At 65.8% G+C, this 15,239-nt stretch carries 14 protein-coding genes; 3 read left to right on the plus strand and 11 right to left on the minus strand.

Annotation, left to right across the window (positions count from 1 at the left end):
* Positions 1-89: 89 nt before the first annotated feature.
* Together HWX09_RS01745 and HWX09_RS01750 are read left to right on the plus strand one after the other, a co-directional pair.
* On the plus strand, positions 90-1,844 hold the full coding sequence (locus HWX09_RS01745) for an AMP-binding protein (RefSeq protein WP_027784305.1): 1,755 nt from the start codon (positions 90-92) through the stop codon (positions 1,842-1,844).
* Positions 1,845-1,873: 29 nt separating this feature from the next.
* The gene (locus tag HWX09_RS01750; protein ID WP_027784304.1) at positions 1,874-2,791 is read left to right on the plus strand and encodes a DUF1571 domain-containing protein; all 918 of its coding nucleotides are present in this window, start codon (positions 1,874-1,876) and stop codon (positions 2,789-2,791) included.
* A 27-nt stretch (positions 2,792-2,818) separates the two neighbouring features.
* On the opposite strand, the gene HWX09_RS01755 is transcribed toward HWX09_RS01750, so the two are convergent.
* The gene (locus HWX09_RS01755) at positions 2,819-3,103 is read right to left on the minus strand and encodes a hypothetical protein (protein ID WP_027784303.1); all 285 of its coding nucleotides are present in this window, start codon (positions 3,101-3,103) and stop codon (positions 2,819-2,821) included.
* Between the two features lie 295 nt (positions 3,104-3,398).
* Between HWX09_RS01755 and hfq the strand changes: the two genes are divergently transcribed.
* Positions 3,399-3,977: an RNA chaperone Hfq gene (hfq, locus tag HWX09_RS01760; protein WP_027784302.1), complete on the plus strand. Its 579-nt coding sequence runs from the start codon at positions 3,399-3,401 to the stop codon at positions 3,975-3,977.
* An 89-nt stretch (positions 3,978-4,066) separates the two neighbouring features.
* On the opposite strand, the gene HWX09_RS01765 is transcribed toward hfq, so the two are convergent.
* From HWX09_RS01765 to HWX09_RS01810, 10 genes are all read right to left on the minus strand, one after another.
* On the minus strand, positions 4,067-4,774 hold the full coding sequence (locus tag HWX09_RS01765; protein WP_027784301.1) for a DUF2968 domain-containing protein: 708 nt from the start codon (positions 4,772-4,774) through the stop codon (positions 4,067-4,069).
* A gap of 55 nt (positions 4,775-4,829) precedes the next feature.
* Positions 4,830-6,221 carry a sigma-54 dependent transcriptional regulator gene (locus HWX09_RS01770; RefSeq protein WP_027784300.1) on the minus strand — a complete coding sequence of 464 codons (1,392 nt, stop codon included), beginning with the start codon at positions 6,219-6,221 and terminating at the stop codon, positions 4,830-4,832.
* 13 nt (positions 6,222-6,234) lie between these two features.
* A complete protein-coding gene (locus HWX09_RS01775) occupies positions 6,235-8,046 on the minus strand; it encodes a TadG family pilus assembly protein (protein ID WP_027784299.1) in 1,812 nt (603 codons plus the stop codon).
* 12 nt (positions 8,047-8,058) lie between these two features.
* Entirely contained in the window at positions 8,059-8,385 is a 327-nt protein-coding gene (locus HWX09_RS01780; protein ID WP_027784298.1) for a DUF3613 domain-containing protein, read from the minus strand.
* Between the two features lie 23 nt (positions 8,386-8,408).
* The gene (locus HWX09_RS01785) at positions 8,409-9,236 is read right to left on the minus strand and encodes a pilus assembly protein (protein WP_027784297.1); all 828 of its coding nucleotides are present in this window, start codon (positions 9,234-9,236) and stop codon (positions 8,409-8,411) included.
* A 29-nt stretch (positions 9,237-9,265) separates the two neighbouring features.
* The gene (locus HWX09_RS01790) at positions 9,266-10,264 is read right to left on the minus strand and encodes a type II secretion system F family protein (RefSeq protein ID WP_027784296.1); all 999 of its coding nucleotides are present in this window, start codon (positions 10,262-10,264) and stop codon (positions 9,266-9,268) included.
* A 4-nt stretch (positions 10,265-10,268) separates the two neighbouring features.
* Complete coding sequence (locus tag HWX09_RS01795) at positions 10,269-11,249, minus strand: type II secretion system F family protein (protein WP_027784295.1); 981 nt, start codon at positions 11,247-11,249, stop codon at positions 10,269-10,271.
* Positions 11,242-12,585 (minus strand): CpaF family protein, encoded by a 1,344-nt coding sequence (locus tag HWX09_RS01800; protein ID WP_027784294.1) that lies wholly within the window; start codon positions 12,583-12,585, stop codon positions 11,242-11,244. The genes HWX09_RS01795 and HWX09_RS01800 overlap by 8 nt, the downstream gene beginning before the upstream one ends.
* Positions 12,586-12,588: 3 nt before the next feature.
* Positions 12,589-13,827, minus strand: a complete 1,239-nt coding sequence (locus tag HWX09_RS01805) for a fimbrial protein (protein ID WP_027784293.1) — start codon at positions 13,825-13,827, stop codon at positions 12,589-12,591.
* A 75-nt stretch (positions 13,828-13,902) separates the two neighbouring features.
* Positions 13,903-15,234 carry a type II and III secretion system protein family protein gene (locus HWX09_RS01810; protein WP_027784292.1) on the minus strand — a complete coding sequence of 444 codons (1,332 nt, stop codon included), beginning with the start codon at positions 15,232-15,234 and terminating at the stop codon, positions 13,903-13,905.
* Positions 15,235-15,239 lie beyond the last annotated feature (5 nt).

Consider the following 15,239-nt stretch of genomic DNA (forward strand, 5'->3'; position numbering starts at 1 on the left):
ATGCCCGCGCCGGCCGGCCGCGAAGCACGGGGCATGGGCAGGCGCTTGCGCGCGAGCCCTCCGCCGAGAGCCAAGACCGGAGACACGTCATGTCATCTTCCGCAGCACCCACCTCGGCCCACCTTCCGCCGAACACCGACGCCGTCTGGTACGCGTCGTACCCGCCCGGCGTCCCGCACGAGATCGACGTCACGCAATATGCGTCGCTCGTGCAGTTCTTCGACGAATGCACGACCCGCTTCGCCGACCGCGTCGCCTACGTGAGCGCCGGCGCGTCGATGACCTACCGCACGCTCGCGCGGAAAGTCGACGCGTTCGCGTCGTATCTGCAAAGCCTCGGCGTGAAGCCCGGCGACCGCGTCGCGATCATGCTGCCGAACACGTTCCAGTATCCGGTCGCGCTGTTCGGCACGCTGAAGGCCGGCGCGATCGTCGTCAACGTGAATCCGCTCTATACCGCGCGCGAACTCGCGCACCAGTTGAAGGACAGCGGCGCGCAGACGATCGTCGTGTTCGAGAACTTCGCGCGCACGCTGCAGGACGCGCTGCCGGAAACGCAGGTGAAGCACATCGTCGTCACCGCGCTCGGCGATCTGCTCGCCGACGGTTTCAACGCGAAAGGACGCCTGATCAATTTCGTGCTGAAGCACGTGAAGAAGCTCGTGCCGGCCTATCACCTGCCGCAGGCGACCCGGCTGCGCTCCGCCCTCGCGCTCGGCGCGCGCGGCAAGCCGCAACCGGTGCGGATCACGCGCGACGACCTCGCGTTCCTGCAGTACACGGGCGGCACCACCGGCGTCGCGAAAGGCGCGATGCTCACGCACGGCAACCTGATCGCGAACCTGCTGCAGGCGAAGGCCTGGATCGCCGACCAGGTATCGGGCGACGTCGAAACCGTGCTCACGCCGCTGCCGCTCTATCACATCTATTCGCTGACGGTGAATGCGTTCATCTTCATGGGGCTCGGCGGGCGCAACATCCTGATCGCGAACCCGCGCGACATGAAGATGGTGATGAAGATCATCCGCAACGAAACCTTCACGGGGATCACCGGCATCAACACGCTGTACAACGCGTTCCTCGACAACGAGGAATTCCGCAAGCGCGATTTCTCGAAGCTCAAGCTCGCGATGGCGGGCGGGATGGCGATGCAGCGCGCGGTCGCCGAGCGCTTCCAGCAGGTGACGGGCCGGCCGGTGGTCGAAGGCTATGGCCTCACGGAGTGTTCGCCGATCGTCACGATGAATCCCGTGGACCTGAACGACATGGCCGCGTTCAGCGGTTCGATCGGCCTGCCCGCGCCGTCGACCCTCGTGCGCTTTCGTCGCGAGGACGGCACCTGGGCCGCGATCGGCGAGCCGGGCGAGCTGTGCGTGCACGGCCCGCAGGTGATGCGCGGCTACTGGCAGCGCCCCGACGAGACGGCCAAGGTGATCGACGCCGACGGCTGGCTCGCCACCGGCGACATCGGCGTGATGGACGAGCACGGCTTCATCCGCCTCATCGACCGCAAGAAGGACATGATCCTCGTGTCGGGCTTCAACGTGTATCCGAACGAGATCGAGGAAGTGCTCGTGATGCATCCCGGCATCAGCGAAGCCGCGGCGATCGGCATTCCGGACGAGGTACAGGGCGAACGGATCAAGGTGTTCGTCGTGCGCCGCGACCCGTCGCTGACGGCCGAGGACGTACTCGCGCACTGCCGCAAGAACCTGACCGGCTACAAGATGCCGAAATTCGTCGAGTTCCGCGACGCGCTGCCGCAGACGAACGTCGGCAAGATCCTGCGGCGCGCGCTGCGCGACGAGGAACTCGCCAAAATTCAGGCCGCGAAGCAAGGCTGAACGATCCATTGCTCCGGGAGACGCCGTCGATGAACGAAGGAATGAAGCGCCGCGCGCGGCATGCCGCCGCGGCGGCCGTCGCGTGCGTGCTGTCGCTCGCGCAGGCGGCCCTGCATGCACAGGAAACGGCCGGCGCCGCGAGCGCGGCGCCGGCAGCCGCGCTATCCGCGGATCTCGCGAAAGTCACGCACGAGCCGCCCGCGCAACAAGCGCGCTGGCTGCGCACGGCGGCCCAGCGCGGCACGCTCGCGCAACTCGACGACGCGACGCTCACGGCGCTCTTCAAGGCGCTCGATCCGCTGGCCGTGCCGCTCTATATCCGTAACGGCCCCAACGGCTATCCGTCTTACCAGTTCACGATGGTGCGCCAGGAGCGCATCAGCGGAAAATGGTCCGACACGCCCGACCGCATGCTCGTGAAGACGACCCGCGGCCCGCTGCGCGTGTATGCGAAATGGCTGCCGGGCGGCGCGCATGCCGGACAGGAGACGATCTACGACACGACGCAGCGCAAGGACGAGATGTACGGCCATCTCGGTGGCCTGCTCGGCAAGATTCCGTTATGGACGGCGATCGACGGCGCGCTGGCGCGCGCCCAGTCGAATCATCAGGTGAAGGATCTCGGCACCGAGTTCATCGCGAACCTGTACCTGACCGAAGGGAAGAAATACCTGGAAGCCGGCGTAGAGCGGCCGACCGACGTGGAAGCCAGGACGATCGGCGGCGTGCGCGTCGTGGCGCTCACCTACGAAACGCCGACCGGCCGGCCGCAGTTCTATGCGAAAAAGGAAGTGCTGGGGCTCGACCTGCACGCGCCCTATTTCCGGACCGTCGAGTCCTATGACAACGACGGCAGGATCTTCGAGCGGATCGTCATCGAGAAAATCGCGCCGACGCCCCTCGACGACACCGCATTCGACCCGAAAAACCCCGACTACGCGTTCTGACGCGCGCCGGCGGGGGCCGCTGCGGGCTCAATCGTCATCGTCGTCGCCGTGATGCCGATGCCAGTGCTTGTAATAGTGCTTGCGCCACTTGCGGTAGCGATCGTCGTCGTCATCGCCGTAATAGTCGTATCCATAGCCCGGATAGGCGACGACGGCGGGCTGCGGCGCGACATAGACCGGCGCCGGCTGGACATATACCGGTGCGACCGGTACGCCGATGCCGACCGACAGGTCCACATGCCCCGCCATTGCACTACCCGAAACGAGCAACGCCATGCTCCCGATCACTCCTGCCACTTGCTTCTTGTTCATGCTCCGGATCCCAGATAAGCCGGCCCGCCCGGCTCGCGCGACCAATGTAAGCGCGGCGCGCGCACCGAGGTGATACGGGGCTGCGAGACTCGTAACGCGACGTAACGAAATGACTTAGGCCGTTTGGCCTAATCGCGAAAATGCGCCGGAACGTCTATAGTGGGTTACGGTTCGACACAATCACGACTGCGCGCTTCCCTATCGAACAGGGTAGAATTCCGCCAAACGCCTTGTGGACGAACACGCCACACACACGCACAACATATTCTCTGACGCAGGCTCCTGCCGCACCTCAATGGCCAATCCCGCAGAATCCCATCCGCAAAACGACTTCATCAATTCGGCGCGCAAGGAACGTAAGCGTGTCGAAATCTATCTCGTCAACGGCATTCGTCTGACGGGGTGTATCGAGTCGTTCGACCAGTATCTGGTGATGCTGCGCACCCCCGTGGGTCTGCAAGGCATCTACAAGCGTGCGATTTCCACGATCCAGCTCGACACGGGCGGTTCGCGCCCCGGCGGCGGCCCCCGCGGCCCGCGCACCGGTGGTCGCCCCGGCGGCCGTGAAGGCGGCGGTCACAGCCCGTACGGCTCGCATGGCGGCCCGCGCGAATCGCGCGGCGACGGCGGCGGTTACGGCTCCCGCGAGCCGCGTGAAGGCTACGGTTCGCGTGAACCGCGCGAAGGTTACGCCCCGCGTGAGCCGCGCGAAGGCTACGGCGCACCGCGCGAGCCGCGTGAACCCCGTGAAAGCTACGGCGCGCCGCGCGACACCGGCGACGCAGCCGGCAACGCCGCGCCGTCGGATTCCCGCGGCGGCACCGGGCCGGTCATCGTGACACGCCGCCGGCGAATCGTGCCGGACGGCCAGTAAAACAGAAAGGGCAAGCCAACCGGCTTGCCCTTTTCACTTTTTCACTGGTACGGTCGACGCGGCACGTCGCCGCACCGCCGTTACCGCGTTCAGCGGGCCGTCGTCGGGAGGCCTGCGTCGGCCTCGCGCTGCAGCGAACGCACCTGCTGCTGCAACGCCCGCAGTTGCGACTGGAGCTGGGCCTGTTGCGCCTGCAGCGCCGCCGTTTCGCTCCGCACGCTCTTCTGGCGATCCGTCACCGCCGCCTGCTGCTGACGGGCGATCGAGATGTCCGCCTGCAGACGCCGCGCGCGGTCCTGCGTGACTTCGATCTGCTTGTCCATCTGCGCCTTCTGCGATTCGAGCTTCGCCGCGCGTAGTTCGTTGACGGCCAGCCGCTCGGCCTGGTGCGAGAAATCGCGATAGATCGCTTCCGCACGAGTTTCGTCGTAAGTCTTGATCACGCGCCAGAACGCCTTCTGCTGGAACAGCGCGACGAAATACGCACCGTCCTTGACGTTGAACAGCAAGCTGGCGCCGTAGCTGCCGTTGTAGCTCGTGCGCATTTCCGTCAGCGAATGCGCCTGGATCTGGCGCTGCAAGTCGTCGACCGTGCTCGGCCCCGTCGTCTCGCCGGCCTGCGGCTGCACCGACGTCTGCGCCGGCGAATCGATCACCGGAATCGCGGCCACCGGCGCCGACGCCTGCTGCACCGCCGGAGAATCGCTGCCTGCCAGCCCCTGTGCGAACGCGCCTTGAATGCCTCCCATCATCGCGAGCAATACGCCCACCCGCCCCCACCCCGTCATATGGCTCATGAAGTTTTATTCCCCGCCCGAGTCGTTGTAATTCACCGCGATTTTATCTCATTAATTACTCACTTTCGCGGGTCTCGGGTTCTTCGTCGAAGATCTGATATTTGCGCATTTTTTCCCACAATACCTTGCGGCTGATGCCGAGCTGCAGGGCCGTGTCCTGACGCCGCCAACCGTTTGCGTCGAGCGCAGCGATCACGCGATTGCGCTCGTTCATGTCCCACTTGCTGCGATCGACGAACACCTCGGCCGCACTCTCCGCCGGCACCGGCTGGGCCGAGTTGCGTGCATGCGCGATCAGCCGCTGCAGCCGCGCGGCATCCCAGCCGCCCGTCTGCCGCACCGTCACGCCGACGCGCTCGGCGAGGTTGCGCAGTTCGCGCACGTTGCCGGGGAAATAGCTGTCCGCGACCGAATCCGTGAGCCAGTACGGCAGATCGGACAACTCGGCGAGCCGCTCCTCGCCGACCACCTGCGCGACGAACGACTTGAACAGCGCGATCTTGTCCACCGCGCCACGCTCTTCCAGCGACGGGATGCTCAGCTCGATCACCGCGAGCCGGTAGTAGAGATCGGCGCGGAACAGCCCGTCCTTCACGAGCTGCGGCAGCTTCTTGTTGCTCGCCGCGACCAGACGGAAATCGACCTTGACCGGCGCCGTCGCGCCGACCCGCAGCACCGCGCCGTCCTCGAGCACGCGCAGCAGCTTGACCTGCTGATACAGCGGCAGATCGCCGACTTCGTCGAGGAACAGCGTGCCGCCGGCCGCCTGCTCGAAATAGCCTTTATGCGCAACAACCGCGCCCGTGAACGATCCTTTCGCATGCCCGAAGAATAGCGATTCGAACAGGCCGTCCGGAATCGCGCCGCAGTTCACCGGCACGAATTCGCCGTGTCGATAGCGCGAATGCTTTTCGTGCAGCAGTTGTGCGATGCGCTCCTTGCCGACGCCGGTTTCGCCGTGCAGCAGCACGTTGGTGTCGCAGTCGGCGAACGTATCGACTTCGTGCAGCAGCGCCTGCATCGATTCGGAGTGCGCGACGAGTTCGGACGGCTGCAACGTTTCGGCTGCGTGCGCGCGCAGTTGCGTGACGAGCTTGCCGATCATGCCGCGCAGTTCCGCGCACGTGAAGTCGAGCGGCAGGATGTGCGAATACTCGGGCGGATACTGCGACGCGTCGTGGTCGCGCGCCGCGCCGACCCAGACCACCGGCATGCCGATGTTGGCCTGCCAGTCGCGCAGGAATGCCGCGCCGCCTTCGATCATCGTCACGCTGATGATCGCCAGCGACCGCCGCATCGCGGCGCGCTCGGGCGAGACCGTCGCGTTGTCGGCGCGGATCACTTCGACGTCGAAGCTCGCCATGCATCGGGCAACGCGGTCGACGATGTCCGCCTTGCCTTCCCAGACGTACAGGTCGAGCTCTTCGATTGCGGGCGTATTTCTCATCTGATCTGCTTCTTCAGTAAACCGTTTGGGCGACCCCGCAATTGAGCGAGATCTGATGGACCGTCGCTGCGCCGACCTGGACGCCGAGCAGATTCAGCAGTGGGACAAGAACTGCGTCAAGACCCGACAGAAGCGGGCCGAGCAGGCCGGTCAAAAACGTGAGCAAGGTGGGCACGAAGGTTGACGGCAACGACAGAAGGTTCACGCCCCCGAGTCCGATGTTGGCCGTGATCGTCGCGGCCGCGAGTTGGCTCAGTGCGGAGCTCAGCGCTGACCCGAGCGCATTCGAGTCGACCGTCCAGTAGTTCGCATCGATTCCCGATACGCCGTTGAAGGTGTGCGATTGAGCGGCACCCTGCACCTGAACCGATATATTGGACAGGCTGGCCGTCAACTGTGCAAGCCCGAGCACATTGACGTTGATGATCTGGGCAGGTGATTTGCAACTGTAAGTCGAGGACAGGCTGATCTTGCCTGACGCATCAAGCGGAGGCTGGCCGATGCACAAATTGGCCACCCCGGGTTGCGCAGTAATGACGACGGTGCTGGTTGCCTGTGTCGACGTGCATTGTGTCGAGTCCAGCCGCGCCGTGCCGGTACCGGCCTGCAGGTAGATCGGCAGGTTCACGTCGACACCGACCTTGAGCGCACCAAGCAACGCCCCGACGATGGGCAACTGTGTCGTGCCAAGATCGACATTCAGATACACACCCACCGCAGCCGTCGACGCCATCGTGCGCCACGTTCCCGTCGCCGGATCCTTCCCGCCCTCGCCGATACCGATCGACGGCGGGCTGATAATCTGCACCTGCAGTTGCGTCCCCGTCAGCCCGCCGAGATTCAGCGACGGCACGTTGACCGTAACCGCGGGCTTGCCCGTTGCCGCGATCTCCGCGCCGACCATCAGCAGGTCGAGCAGATCGACCTGCGCGTTGAGCGCCGCCTGCGTATCCGCGAGCGCGACGTTCAGCAAGCCGCCCGCACCACCAAGGCCGATCGACGTCCCCGGGACGTTGGCGTTCAGGATCGCCTGCAGCGTGGCAAGGCTTGCCTGCAGGCTTGCGTTAGCGACGGTCGTCTTCGTGGCCGCGTTCACCATCAACTGGATCAGTTGCGGCAATGTGAGCTTCAGCGCAAGCAGTTGATCGACCGTGCCGACGCCCGCCGCCACGACGAGGTCACCGACCGTTACGTTCGTGCAGGCAAGCGCTTGATACGATCCGACGTTCAGGTTCAGGTTGGCGCCGAGCAGCGCGCCAATCAGCCCGTTGACGAGCCCCGGATTGCCCGACGTCGGCGCCGATCCGCCCGCGCAGCCGACCCCGCCGAGCGCGGCTAGGGTCGCGCCGACCGAGAACGTATCGATGTTCGTCGAACGCGCGGTCGATACCGCGGACACCGCCTGCGGCGGTCCGACGAAGAAGAACGGCACCTGACGCGTGACGACCACCTTGGCGGCGTTCAACTGCGTGGTCCCGGATGTCGCGGCAGCATAGTAGCTGGGTGCCGGGTTGGCGGACGTATCCCAGCGGCCACACTCGATGTTGATCGTGTCGCCGTTCGACGAGTTGAGCCCGTTCGACTGGGCGTTGCTGGTCGCGGTGGCAGTCGGCTGCGAACAGGCATCGTCCATCCGCTGCACCGCCGCGAGCGCGGCCATGTCGGCAATCCGCTGCACGTCCCGACGCTGGTAAAAAAGATTACCGACGCCAATGGCGCCAAGCGTCGTGATGGCGATCAGCATCGCGATGATCGCCATCACCGAGAACGCGCCGCGCTGCTGTGACGCGCGGCGGATCGTGCCGCCACTGGGCCGGGTAGTCACCGTTTTGCTCCGTCAGCGCGCGAGACCGCCGCCGGACAGTCCGCCGCTGCCGCTGCCGCTACTGCCGCCGCCCGACGCCGACATCGTGCCGAACCACTGTGGGATCGGCGTCTTGAACGAGTCGATATAGCGTTGATAGGCATACGTGCCGGCCGCGCCGTCGATTGGCTGCGGCGTGGCGGCCGCGCGATTCGAACGCTGCAGATCGAGCAGCGCGCTGGTCGCATGACCGATTTCGGACGCCGGCGTGTCGCCTTGCGCATGCGCGACGCTCGCACCCAGCGAGCATGCGAACGCGATGCCCACGGCCCGCACGCGGATTGAGGAAAGGTGAAACATGATGGCCTCCGTGAATATCGTCGTTATCGCGAGAAACGCTGCAGCAGCGGCACGGCAAGATCGAAATTGTCGCTGCTTGCCACCGGCGGCACCGACACATTGGCCGGCGTATAGGCGATAGCGCGTTGCTTCGCGCGCATCGCGGCCGCGACCTTCGTCTCGTCGTCGCGAAGCTGGCTGCGCACCGCAGGCGACAGCTTCTGCTGATCCATCAGCCGCCGCGCGTCCTTCGCATGACCGGTCGCGAGGAGGTAAAGCACGAAATTGCTGAGGATTTTCGGGTTCTTCTGCTCGAGTTCCGCAGCCTTCAACAACGGCACGCGTGCACCTGCCAGATCACCTTCGCGCATCTTCGAATACGCGAGGTCGGACAACGTCGCCGCATCGGTCGGCGCAAGCGCCGTCGCCTGTTCGAGCTGCTGCGCGGCCAGCGCGAAATCGCCGCGGGCGCCGGCGGTCAGGCCCAGCCCGCGATAGCCGCGCGCGGCGAGAGGCGTCGTCAGCAATTTGGTATAAGCGGCCACGCCGGCGTCGTACTGGCCGGTCGCCCGCAATGCGTCGGCGCGCAGCAGGATCGTGTCCGGCGATGCGCCATATTGCTTTTCGTACTGATCGATGTGCGCAAGCGACGCAAAATACAGCCCCTGCGCCTGCATCCGTTCGATCAGACCCAGATACATGCCCGGCGTATCGGGTGCCGCGTTCTTGTCGGCGGCGGCCTGCATCAGCGCGCCGCGTTCGGCCTGCGCACCGATTCCGTATCCGGACTCCTTGAACATCGCGCACCCGCTGGCCAGCAACGCGCACGCCGTCGCGCCTGCAATCGTTCGAACCCACCCCAATCGATTCATCTTGTGTCGCTCCTTCCCCTCATGCCGCATCAGCGCTGAAACGCAGCGAGCGCGGACAGCACGGTCATGATCCCGGGCCCCGCGGTCACGATCAACAGTGCCGGCAACAGCGTGATGATCATCACGCCGGTCATCTTCACCGTCAGGCGGCCGATCTGTTCGCGCAGCGTCGCGCGACGCCCTTCGCGCAGACGGTCGCCGAATTGTTTCAGCGGCTCTTGCACCGCGCCGCCATGCTTGTCGACCTGAATCAGCAAGCGCACGATCGCGCGCAAATCCTCGTTGTCGAAACTGTTCGTGAGACGTTGCAACGATTGCTCGCGCGTGCGCCCAGCCGCGAACTGCCGTTGCGCGACGCCAAGTTCCCACGACAGCACCGGCAACATCGTCTGAAAATCTTGCGTGACGACCTGGATGCTCTGGTCGAGCGACAGGCCGACGCCCTGCAGCAGCCGCAACATGTCGACGAGCAGCGGCAGTTCGGCCGCAATGCTCTGCCGGCGCGCGGTGGCACGCCGGCGCACGTAGATCTTCGGCAGCATGTAGCCGGTCACGAGCGCGACGGCGATCCACAACGGCCAGCGCGTCTGCTGTCCGCGGCCAACCAGTACCAGCACGGCGAGTGCAGGCAGCAGGATCGCGCAGACGATGCGCGCGCCAACGAACAGCGCTCTGGCGCGCACGTCGACGAAACCGCACTGCTCGAGCAACTGGCGATCTTCGTCGGCGATCAGATACCGGCTGAAGCCGGTCTCGAGCCACCGCATCCCGACGTCTTCGAAGCGTTCGCGCAGCCCCGCGAAACGAACGCGCGGCGCGGCAGGCGTCGCCGCGTCGCGCGTGGGCTCCGCGGCACCGGCGCGCGCGGCGGCCGCCTCGACCGCCGCGGCCCGCCGATCGAGCGCATCCACCAGCACGCGCTCGGCACGCTGCACGAGCACGATGCGAACGATCGCGAGCGCGGCGAGCAGCAGCACCCCGACCGATCCGAGCACCAGCGCAAGTGCGCCTAAACGGTTTGCATCCATCGATTCACCTCAGCCGCGCGAGCCGGTACAGCCAGAAACCGCCGATCGCCTGCAGCACGAACGCCAGATAAATCATCTGACGCCCGTTATCGTCGCTCCACATCGTCGTGAAGTAGCGCGGGCTCGTGGCGATGACGAAGCTACCGACCGCGATCGGCAACAGCGCCAGCACCCATGCGGACAGCCGGGTTTCAGCCGACATCGCTGACAGTTCGCGCTCCGCCTGCTCAAGATCGCGCATGAACGTCGACATCCGGTCGAGCATCACGTCCGCCCGCCCGCCGTAGCGGACCGACAGACGCAGCACCGCACCGACCAGTTCGAATTCGCGGATACGATAGGTGTGCGCGATGTGCAGCATCGCGCGATCGATCTCGACACCGGAGCGCAGCATCCGCGACACATCGTCGAGGCAGCGGCGCAGCGGCATCTCGGCAGTCTGAAGCGCCGACTGGAACGCCGCCGGCACGCTGTTCCCGAGCGTCACGAGCCGCACGATCCCGTCGAGAAGCGACGGCAACTGACGGACGATCTTCAGGCGTCGCCGGCTGATGCGCGACGTGACCCACAGCACGATGAGCACACTGCCCGCCACGATCGCGGCCGCCGCGGCTAGCACGCCGCCAGCCATGCCAGCCCACAACGCGAGCAGCACGACGACCGCAAGCGCCATCACCAGGCCGGTGCGCACTTCATCGAGGCCTGCACGGTCGGACAACACGGTCCACGCGTCGAACGCCGACGCGCGCCAGCGTGCGAACCCTTGTTCGGGCTCCTGCGCATTCGCCGTGCTGGCCGCTGAGGCGCGCGCGGTGCGCGTATCGCCTGCCGAGGCGGGCGGGCGGGCGCCCTGTCCCACCCGGCTGTCGAAGAACCGCTGCGTATGCGCACGCCCTTCCCGCACCTGGCTTCCGCGCCACAGTAGCAATCCTGCCGCCGCGCAGATCAGCGCGAACATCAGCGCGAGCAAGGTGGCGCTAGACATTGAAGCCTCCGCCTCGCCCGAAGTTGCCACCGAATCCGCCGCCGGCCGACACCAGCGTGCTGCGGAAACGCGCCAGCTTTGGCGAATGCGGATGAATGCCGAGCGACTCCCAATGATCTATCTCTTCGCCCTCCGGCGTGACGCGCGCCTCGTAGCGATACAACTCTTGCGTCGATACGATGTTGTCCGACATGCCGGTGACTTCGGTGATCGACAGGATGCGGCGGCGACCGTTGGACAGCCGCCCGATCTGCACGATGAAGTCGATCGCGTTGGCGATCTGCCGCCGCAGGCTTGCTTCGGTTCCCTGAAAACCGGCGAAACCCGCCAGCATCTCGAGCCGGTACAGACATTCGCGAGGCGAGCTGGCGTGCACGGTACCCATCGATCCGTCGTGGCCGGTATTCATCGCCTGCAGCATTTCGAGCACTTCGCCGCCGCGCACTTCGCCGACGATGATCCGGTCCGGCCGCATCCGCAGCGTGTTTCGCAGCAGGTCGCGAATCGTCACGATGCCGCTGCCGTCGAACCCGCCGGGACGACTCTCGAGCCGCACGACGTGCGGGTGATTCAACGACAGTTCGGCCGTATCCTCGATCGTCACGACGCGTTCCGCCATCGGGATGTGGAACGCCAGCGCATTCAACAGCGACGTCTTGCCCGAACTGGTGCCGCCCGACACGAGGACGTTGCAGCGCGCGTCGACCGCGGCTTCGAGCAGCCGGCCGATTTCCTCGTTGTAGGTGCCGTTAGCCAGCAGGTCCTCAGGCTTCAGCGGATCCTTGCGGAACTTCCGGATCGATACGACCGGCCCGTCGATTGACAGCGGTTCGATCACGACGTTGACCCGCCCACCGTCGGGCAGCCGCGCATCGACCATCGGGTTCGATTCGTCGAGCCGCCGCCCGACCGGCGCGAGAATCCGTCGCACGATCCGCAGCAGATGCGCGTTGTCGGTAAAGCGGATCGGCAGCTTCGACAGGAGCCCGTGGCGCGACACGTAGATGTCGTTGTAGCCGTTGATCAGGATGTCCTCGACATGCGGGTCCGCCAACAGGTCTTCAATCGGCCCGAAGCCGGCGAGCTCCTTCGTCAGCGCCTCGGCCACCGCGCGCACCTCGCTCTCGTTGAGCGGGATGCGCCGCAGCCGCACGAAGCTGTCGATCTCGAGATCGACGAACTGGTTGATCGCCTGTCGCGACCAACGGCCGAATTCGGCACCCAATTCCTCGATCCGCGTGAGCAGATGCTCGTGCGCAGCATTCTTGATGTCGTGGAACTGTTGCGTTTGCGAGAACGGCGCTGCGCCGTCGGCAAATTGAATGTCGTGTGCCATCGCTTACGACCGCTTCGTTGAGGATTGAATGATGCGCCTGAGCGCCGAAAGGCCGCCGGAAGCACGCTGTGTCGCTCCGGGAGCCGGCGCGCCCGCGAGGCGCTCGACCAGCGGCCCGAGCGCACGGACGTACGGATCGCGTTCCGCGACTTCGGCGATCAACTTGCCCTGGTTCGCCGCATGCCCGATCGACACGCGCCGCGACGGCAGCGTCGCGACTAGCGACAGTTCGAGCCGTTCTGCGATCTGCGCGGGCATCAACCCGAGCTCGGCGTCAAACTGGTTGACGACGAGCCGGATCCTGTCGGTCGCGGCGCCTGCCTCGCGCAACCCGTCCAGCATCTCGACGGCCGACACGACCGACGCCACTCCCTGGTCGCAAACCAGCCATGCTTCGTCCGCCAGGTTCACGACCTGCGCGATGAATTCGCGATTCGGGAAGCCGCCTAGATCGACGATCTGGTGATCGAAGAACGCGCGCAGCCGGTTCAGCAACGCCGCGCACGACGCCGTCGCCACGTCGCGCAGCTCGGCGAGATTCGGCGGCAGCGTCGTCAGGGCGACGCCGCTCGAGTGGCGCGCGAGCGCAGTCGTCACGAACGTGCGGTCGATCCGGCGCAGGTTGCGCACCGCCTCGACGAAATGGAATTCGCAGCGCGTGTTCAGGAACAACGCGCCGTCGCCGGCCGGCAGCCCGAGATCGAGGAGCGCCGCCGTGTGCGCGGGGTCGGCCGGCCGGCGCTGCATCAGCACCGACAGGTTCGCGGCGAGCGTGCTCACGCCCATCCCGGCGCGCGCGCCGAGCAATGCGGTGACCTTCCCGTGGCGATTCGCCGGCTCACCGACGTTGTCGAGCAACACCCGCGTGATCCGCAGCGCCTCGTCGGCCGGAGCGGAAAAATCGACGAAATCGCGCACCCCCGCGCGCAGCGCGGCGAGTGCTCCTTCCGGTTGCGCGAGCGAGCCCAGTGCGACGACCGGCACGCCCGGATGCGCCGCGCGTATTGCAGCTACCACCATACTTGCAGCCGCGCAATCACCGGAAAAATCGATGAATACCAGTGCCGGATTCAACACGCCGATACGCTGCGACAGCGCGGCGCCGTCGAGCGGTACCCCTTCGACCGCGCCGGCGGACACCAACGATTGCGACAGCCAATGCACATGCGCCGCAAGCGAGGATGCGCAGACGAAGTGGTCGGTGACGGCGGGCTCAGCCAAAGAATAGGTTCTCGCATTCATTTTGGATACTCCCAATGAAGCAAGGCATCGCGCCATGCGCGACGGCCTGCGCGGTCCGGTAACGATTCGGCGCGCTCATTTCGAGAACCCCGGCCCTGCATCCGGCGATGCCATGCCGCCCAGGTACGAACGCCACACCGGACCGTCGCGTTGCTCGGACAGCTCGCCCGGCGTCGCGGGCAGCGGTGCGCCCTGCGCGATCGGTGCAACGAGATGCGGCGTAACGATGATCACGAGTTCCTTGTCGTTCTGCTGGTAGCTCAGATTCTTGAAAAACGCACCGATGATGGGCAGATCGCCCAGGAACGGCACCTTGTTGACGTTGGACGTGGTCTCGCGGTCGATCAGGCCGCCGATCACGAAGCTTTCGCCGTCGCCGAGCTCGACCGTCGTGTCCGCGCGCCGCGTCGTCAGCGCGGGCACCTGCACGCCGTTGATCGTGATCGAATGTACGAAGTCGAGCTGGCTCGACTCGGGCGCGACCTTCAGCGCGATTCGCCGCGGGTTCAGCACGGTCGGCGTGACCGTGAGCCCGACGCCATAGGGTTTCCAATCGATCGAGATCGTGCCGAGCGATTGCGGCACCGGCACCGGAATCTCGCCGCCCGCGAGGAAGTTCGCGCTCTGACCGGACAACGCGACGAGCGTCGGCTGCGCGAGTACTCGGGCCAGGTTGTTCGCCTCGAGAATCGACAGGTCGGCGAACAACCCGCGGGACATAGAATGGATGACGAGGTTGAACGCCGACGAAATCGGCACGTTCGTGTTGTAGGTAAGCGAGCTGTTCGGAGAGCCGGTAATCGATGTCAGCCCCGTCGGCGCGAAGGCCCCGAACGCAAAGCCGTTACTTTGCTTGAAGAAGTTGAGCCCGGCCTGCTTCAGCACCGAGCGGCTGAATTCGACGACCCGCACGTCGACCTGCACGACATTCTTGCCGGAGATCGTCGACGCATCGAGCGTCGTCCCGTCCTTGCCTCCGACTGTCTTCGCCGCATGGACTGCCCGCTGATGCCCGTCGAGCGTTCCGGACGCACCGCCGATCACCGTCGTGCCGCCGTACGTGTTCACGCTCGGCGACGCACCGTCGAGGAGTGCCCGCGCCGCGCCGCTCGTGACGTTCACGTTATAGACTGTCGGCTCGTCGCGGCCGCGTTCCCAGATCATCACGTTCGTCGCGCCGGCACTCTTCGCCACCAGCAGCACACCGCCGCGCCCACCCTTCACGACGAGCACGTCGGCCACCGACGGATCGCCGACCGCGACCCGCTGCAGTGCACGCCCCGTCGCAAGCTGCCGTTGCGCGCCGACTGCAAGGCTGATCGTCCCGCTCGTGTCGGCCGCGTCCGACAGCGGCGGCATCGCCAGCGCGCTCAGCGCAATAGCCAAACCAATCAGTTTCTTTTTCATTGTTT

The sequence above is a fragment of the Burkholderia sp. BCC1208 genome (assembly GCF_902833095.1).
Classification (GTDB): Bacteria; Pseudomonadota; Gammaproteobacteria; order Burkholderiales; family Burkholderiaceae; genus Burkholderia.

Excerpts from the sequence above, each read along its gene's own strand:
- HWX09_RS01745 (WP_027784305.1), top strand. The coding sequence starts at position 90 with ATGTCATCTTCCGCAGCACCCACCTCGGCCCACCTTCCGCCGAACACC.
- HWX09_RS01750 (WP_027784304.1), top strand. The coding sequence starts at position 1,874 with ATGAACGAAGGAATGAAGCGCCGCGCGCGGCATGCCGCCGCGGCGGCC.
- HWX09_RS01755 (WP_027784303.1), bottom strand. The coding sequence starts at position 3,103 with ATGAACAAGAAGCAAGTGGCAGGAGTGATCGGGAGCATGGCGTTGCTC.
- hfq (WP_027784302.1), top strand. The coding sequence starts at position 3,399 with ATGGCCAATCCCGCAGAATCCCATCCGCAAAACGACTTCATCAATTCG.
- HWX09_RS01765 (WP_027784301.1), bottom strand. The coding sequence starts at position 4,774 with ATGAGCCATATGACGGGGTGGGGGCGGGTGGGCGTATTGCTCGCGATG.
- HWX09_RS01770 (WP_027784300.1), bottom strand. The coding sequence starts at position 6,221 with ATGAGAAATACGCCCGCAATCGAAGAGCTCGACCTGTACGTCTGGGAA.
- HWX09_RS01780 (WP_027784298.1), bottom strand. The coding sequence starts at position 8,385 with ATGTTTCACCTTTCCTCAATCCGCGTGCGGGCCGTGGGCATCGCGTTC.
- HWX09_RS01785 (WP_027784297.1), bottom strand. The coding sequence starts at position 9,236 with ATGAATCGATTGGGGTGGGTTCGAACGATTGCAGGCGCGACGGCGTGC.
- HWX09_RS01790 (WP_027784296.1), bottom strand. The coding sequence starts at position 10,264 with ATGGATGCAAACCGTTTAGGCGCACTTGCGCTGGTGCTCGGATCGGTC.
- HWX09_RS01795 (WP_027784295.1), bottom strand. The coding sequence starts at position 11,249 with ATGTCTAGCGCCACCTTGCTCGCGCTGATGTTCGCGCTGATCTGCGCG.
- HWX09_RS01800 (WP_027784294.1), bottom strand. The coding sequence starts at position 12,585 with ATGGCACACGACATTCAATTTGCCGACGGCGCAGCGCCGTTCTCGCAA.
- HWX09_RS01805 (WP_027784293.1), bottom strand. The coding sequence starts at position 13,827 with ATGAATGCGAGAACCTATTCTTTGGCTGAGCCCGCCGTCACCGACCAC.
- HWX09_RS01810 (WP_027784292.1), bottom strand. The coding sequence starts at position 15,234 with ATGAAAAAGAAACTGATTGGTTTGGCTATTGCGCTGAGCGCGCTGGCG.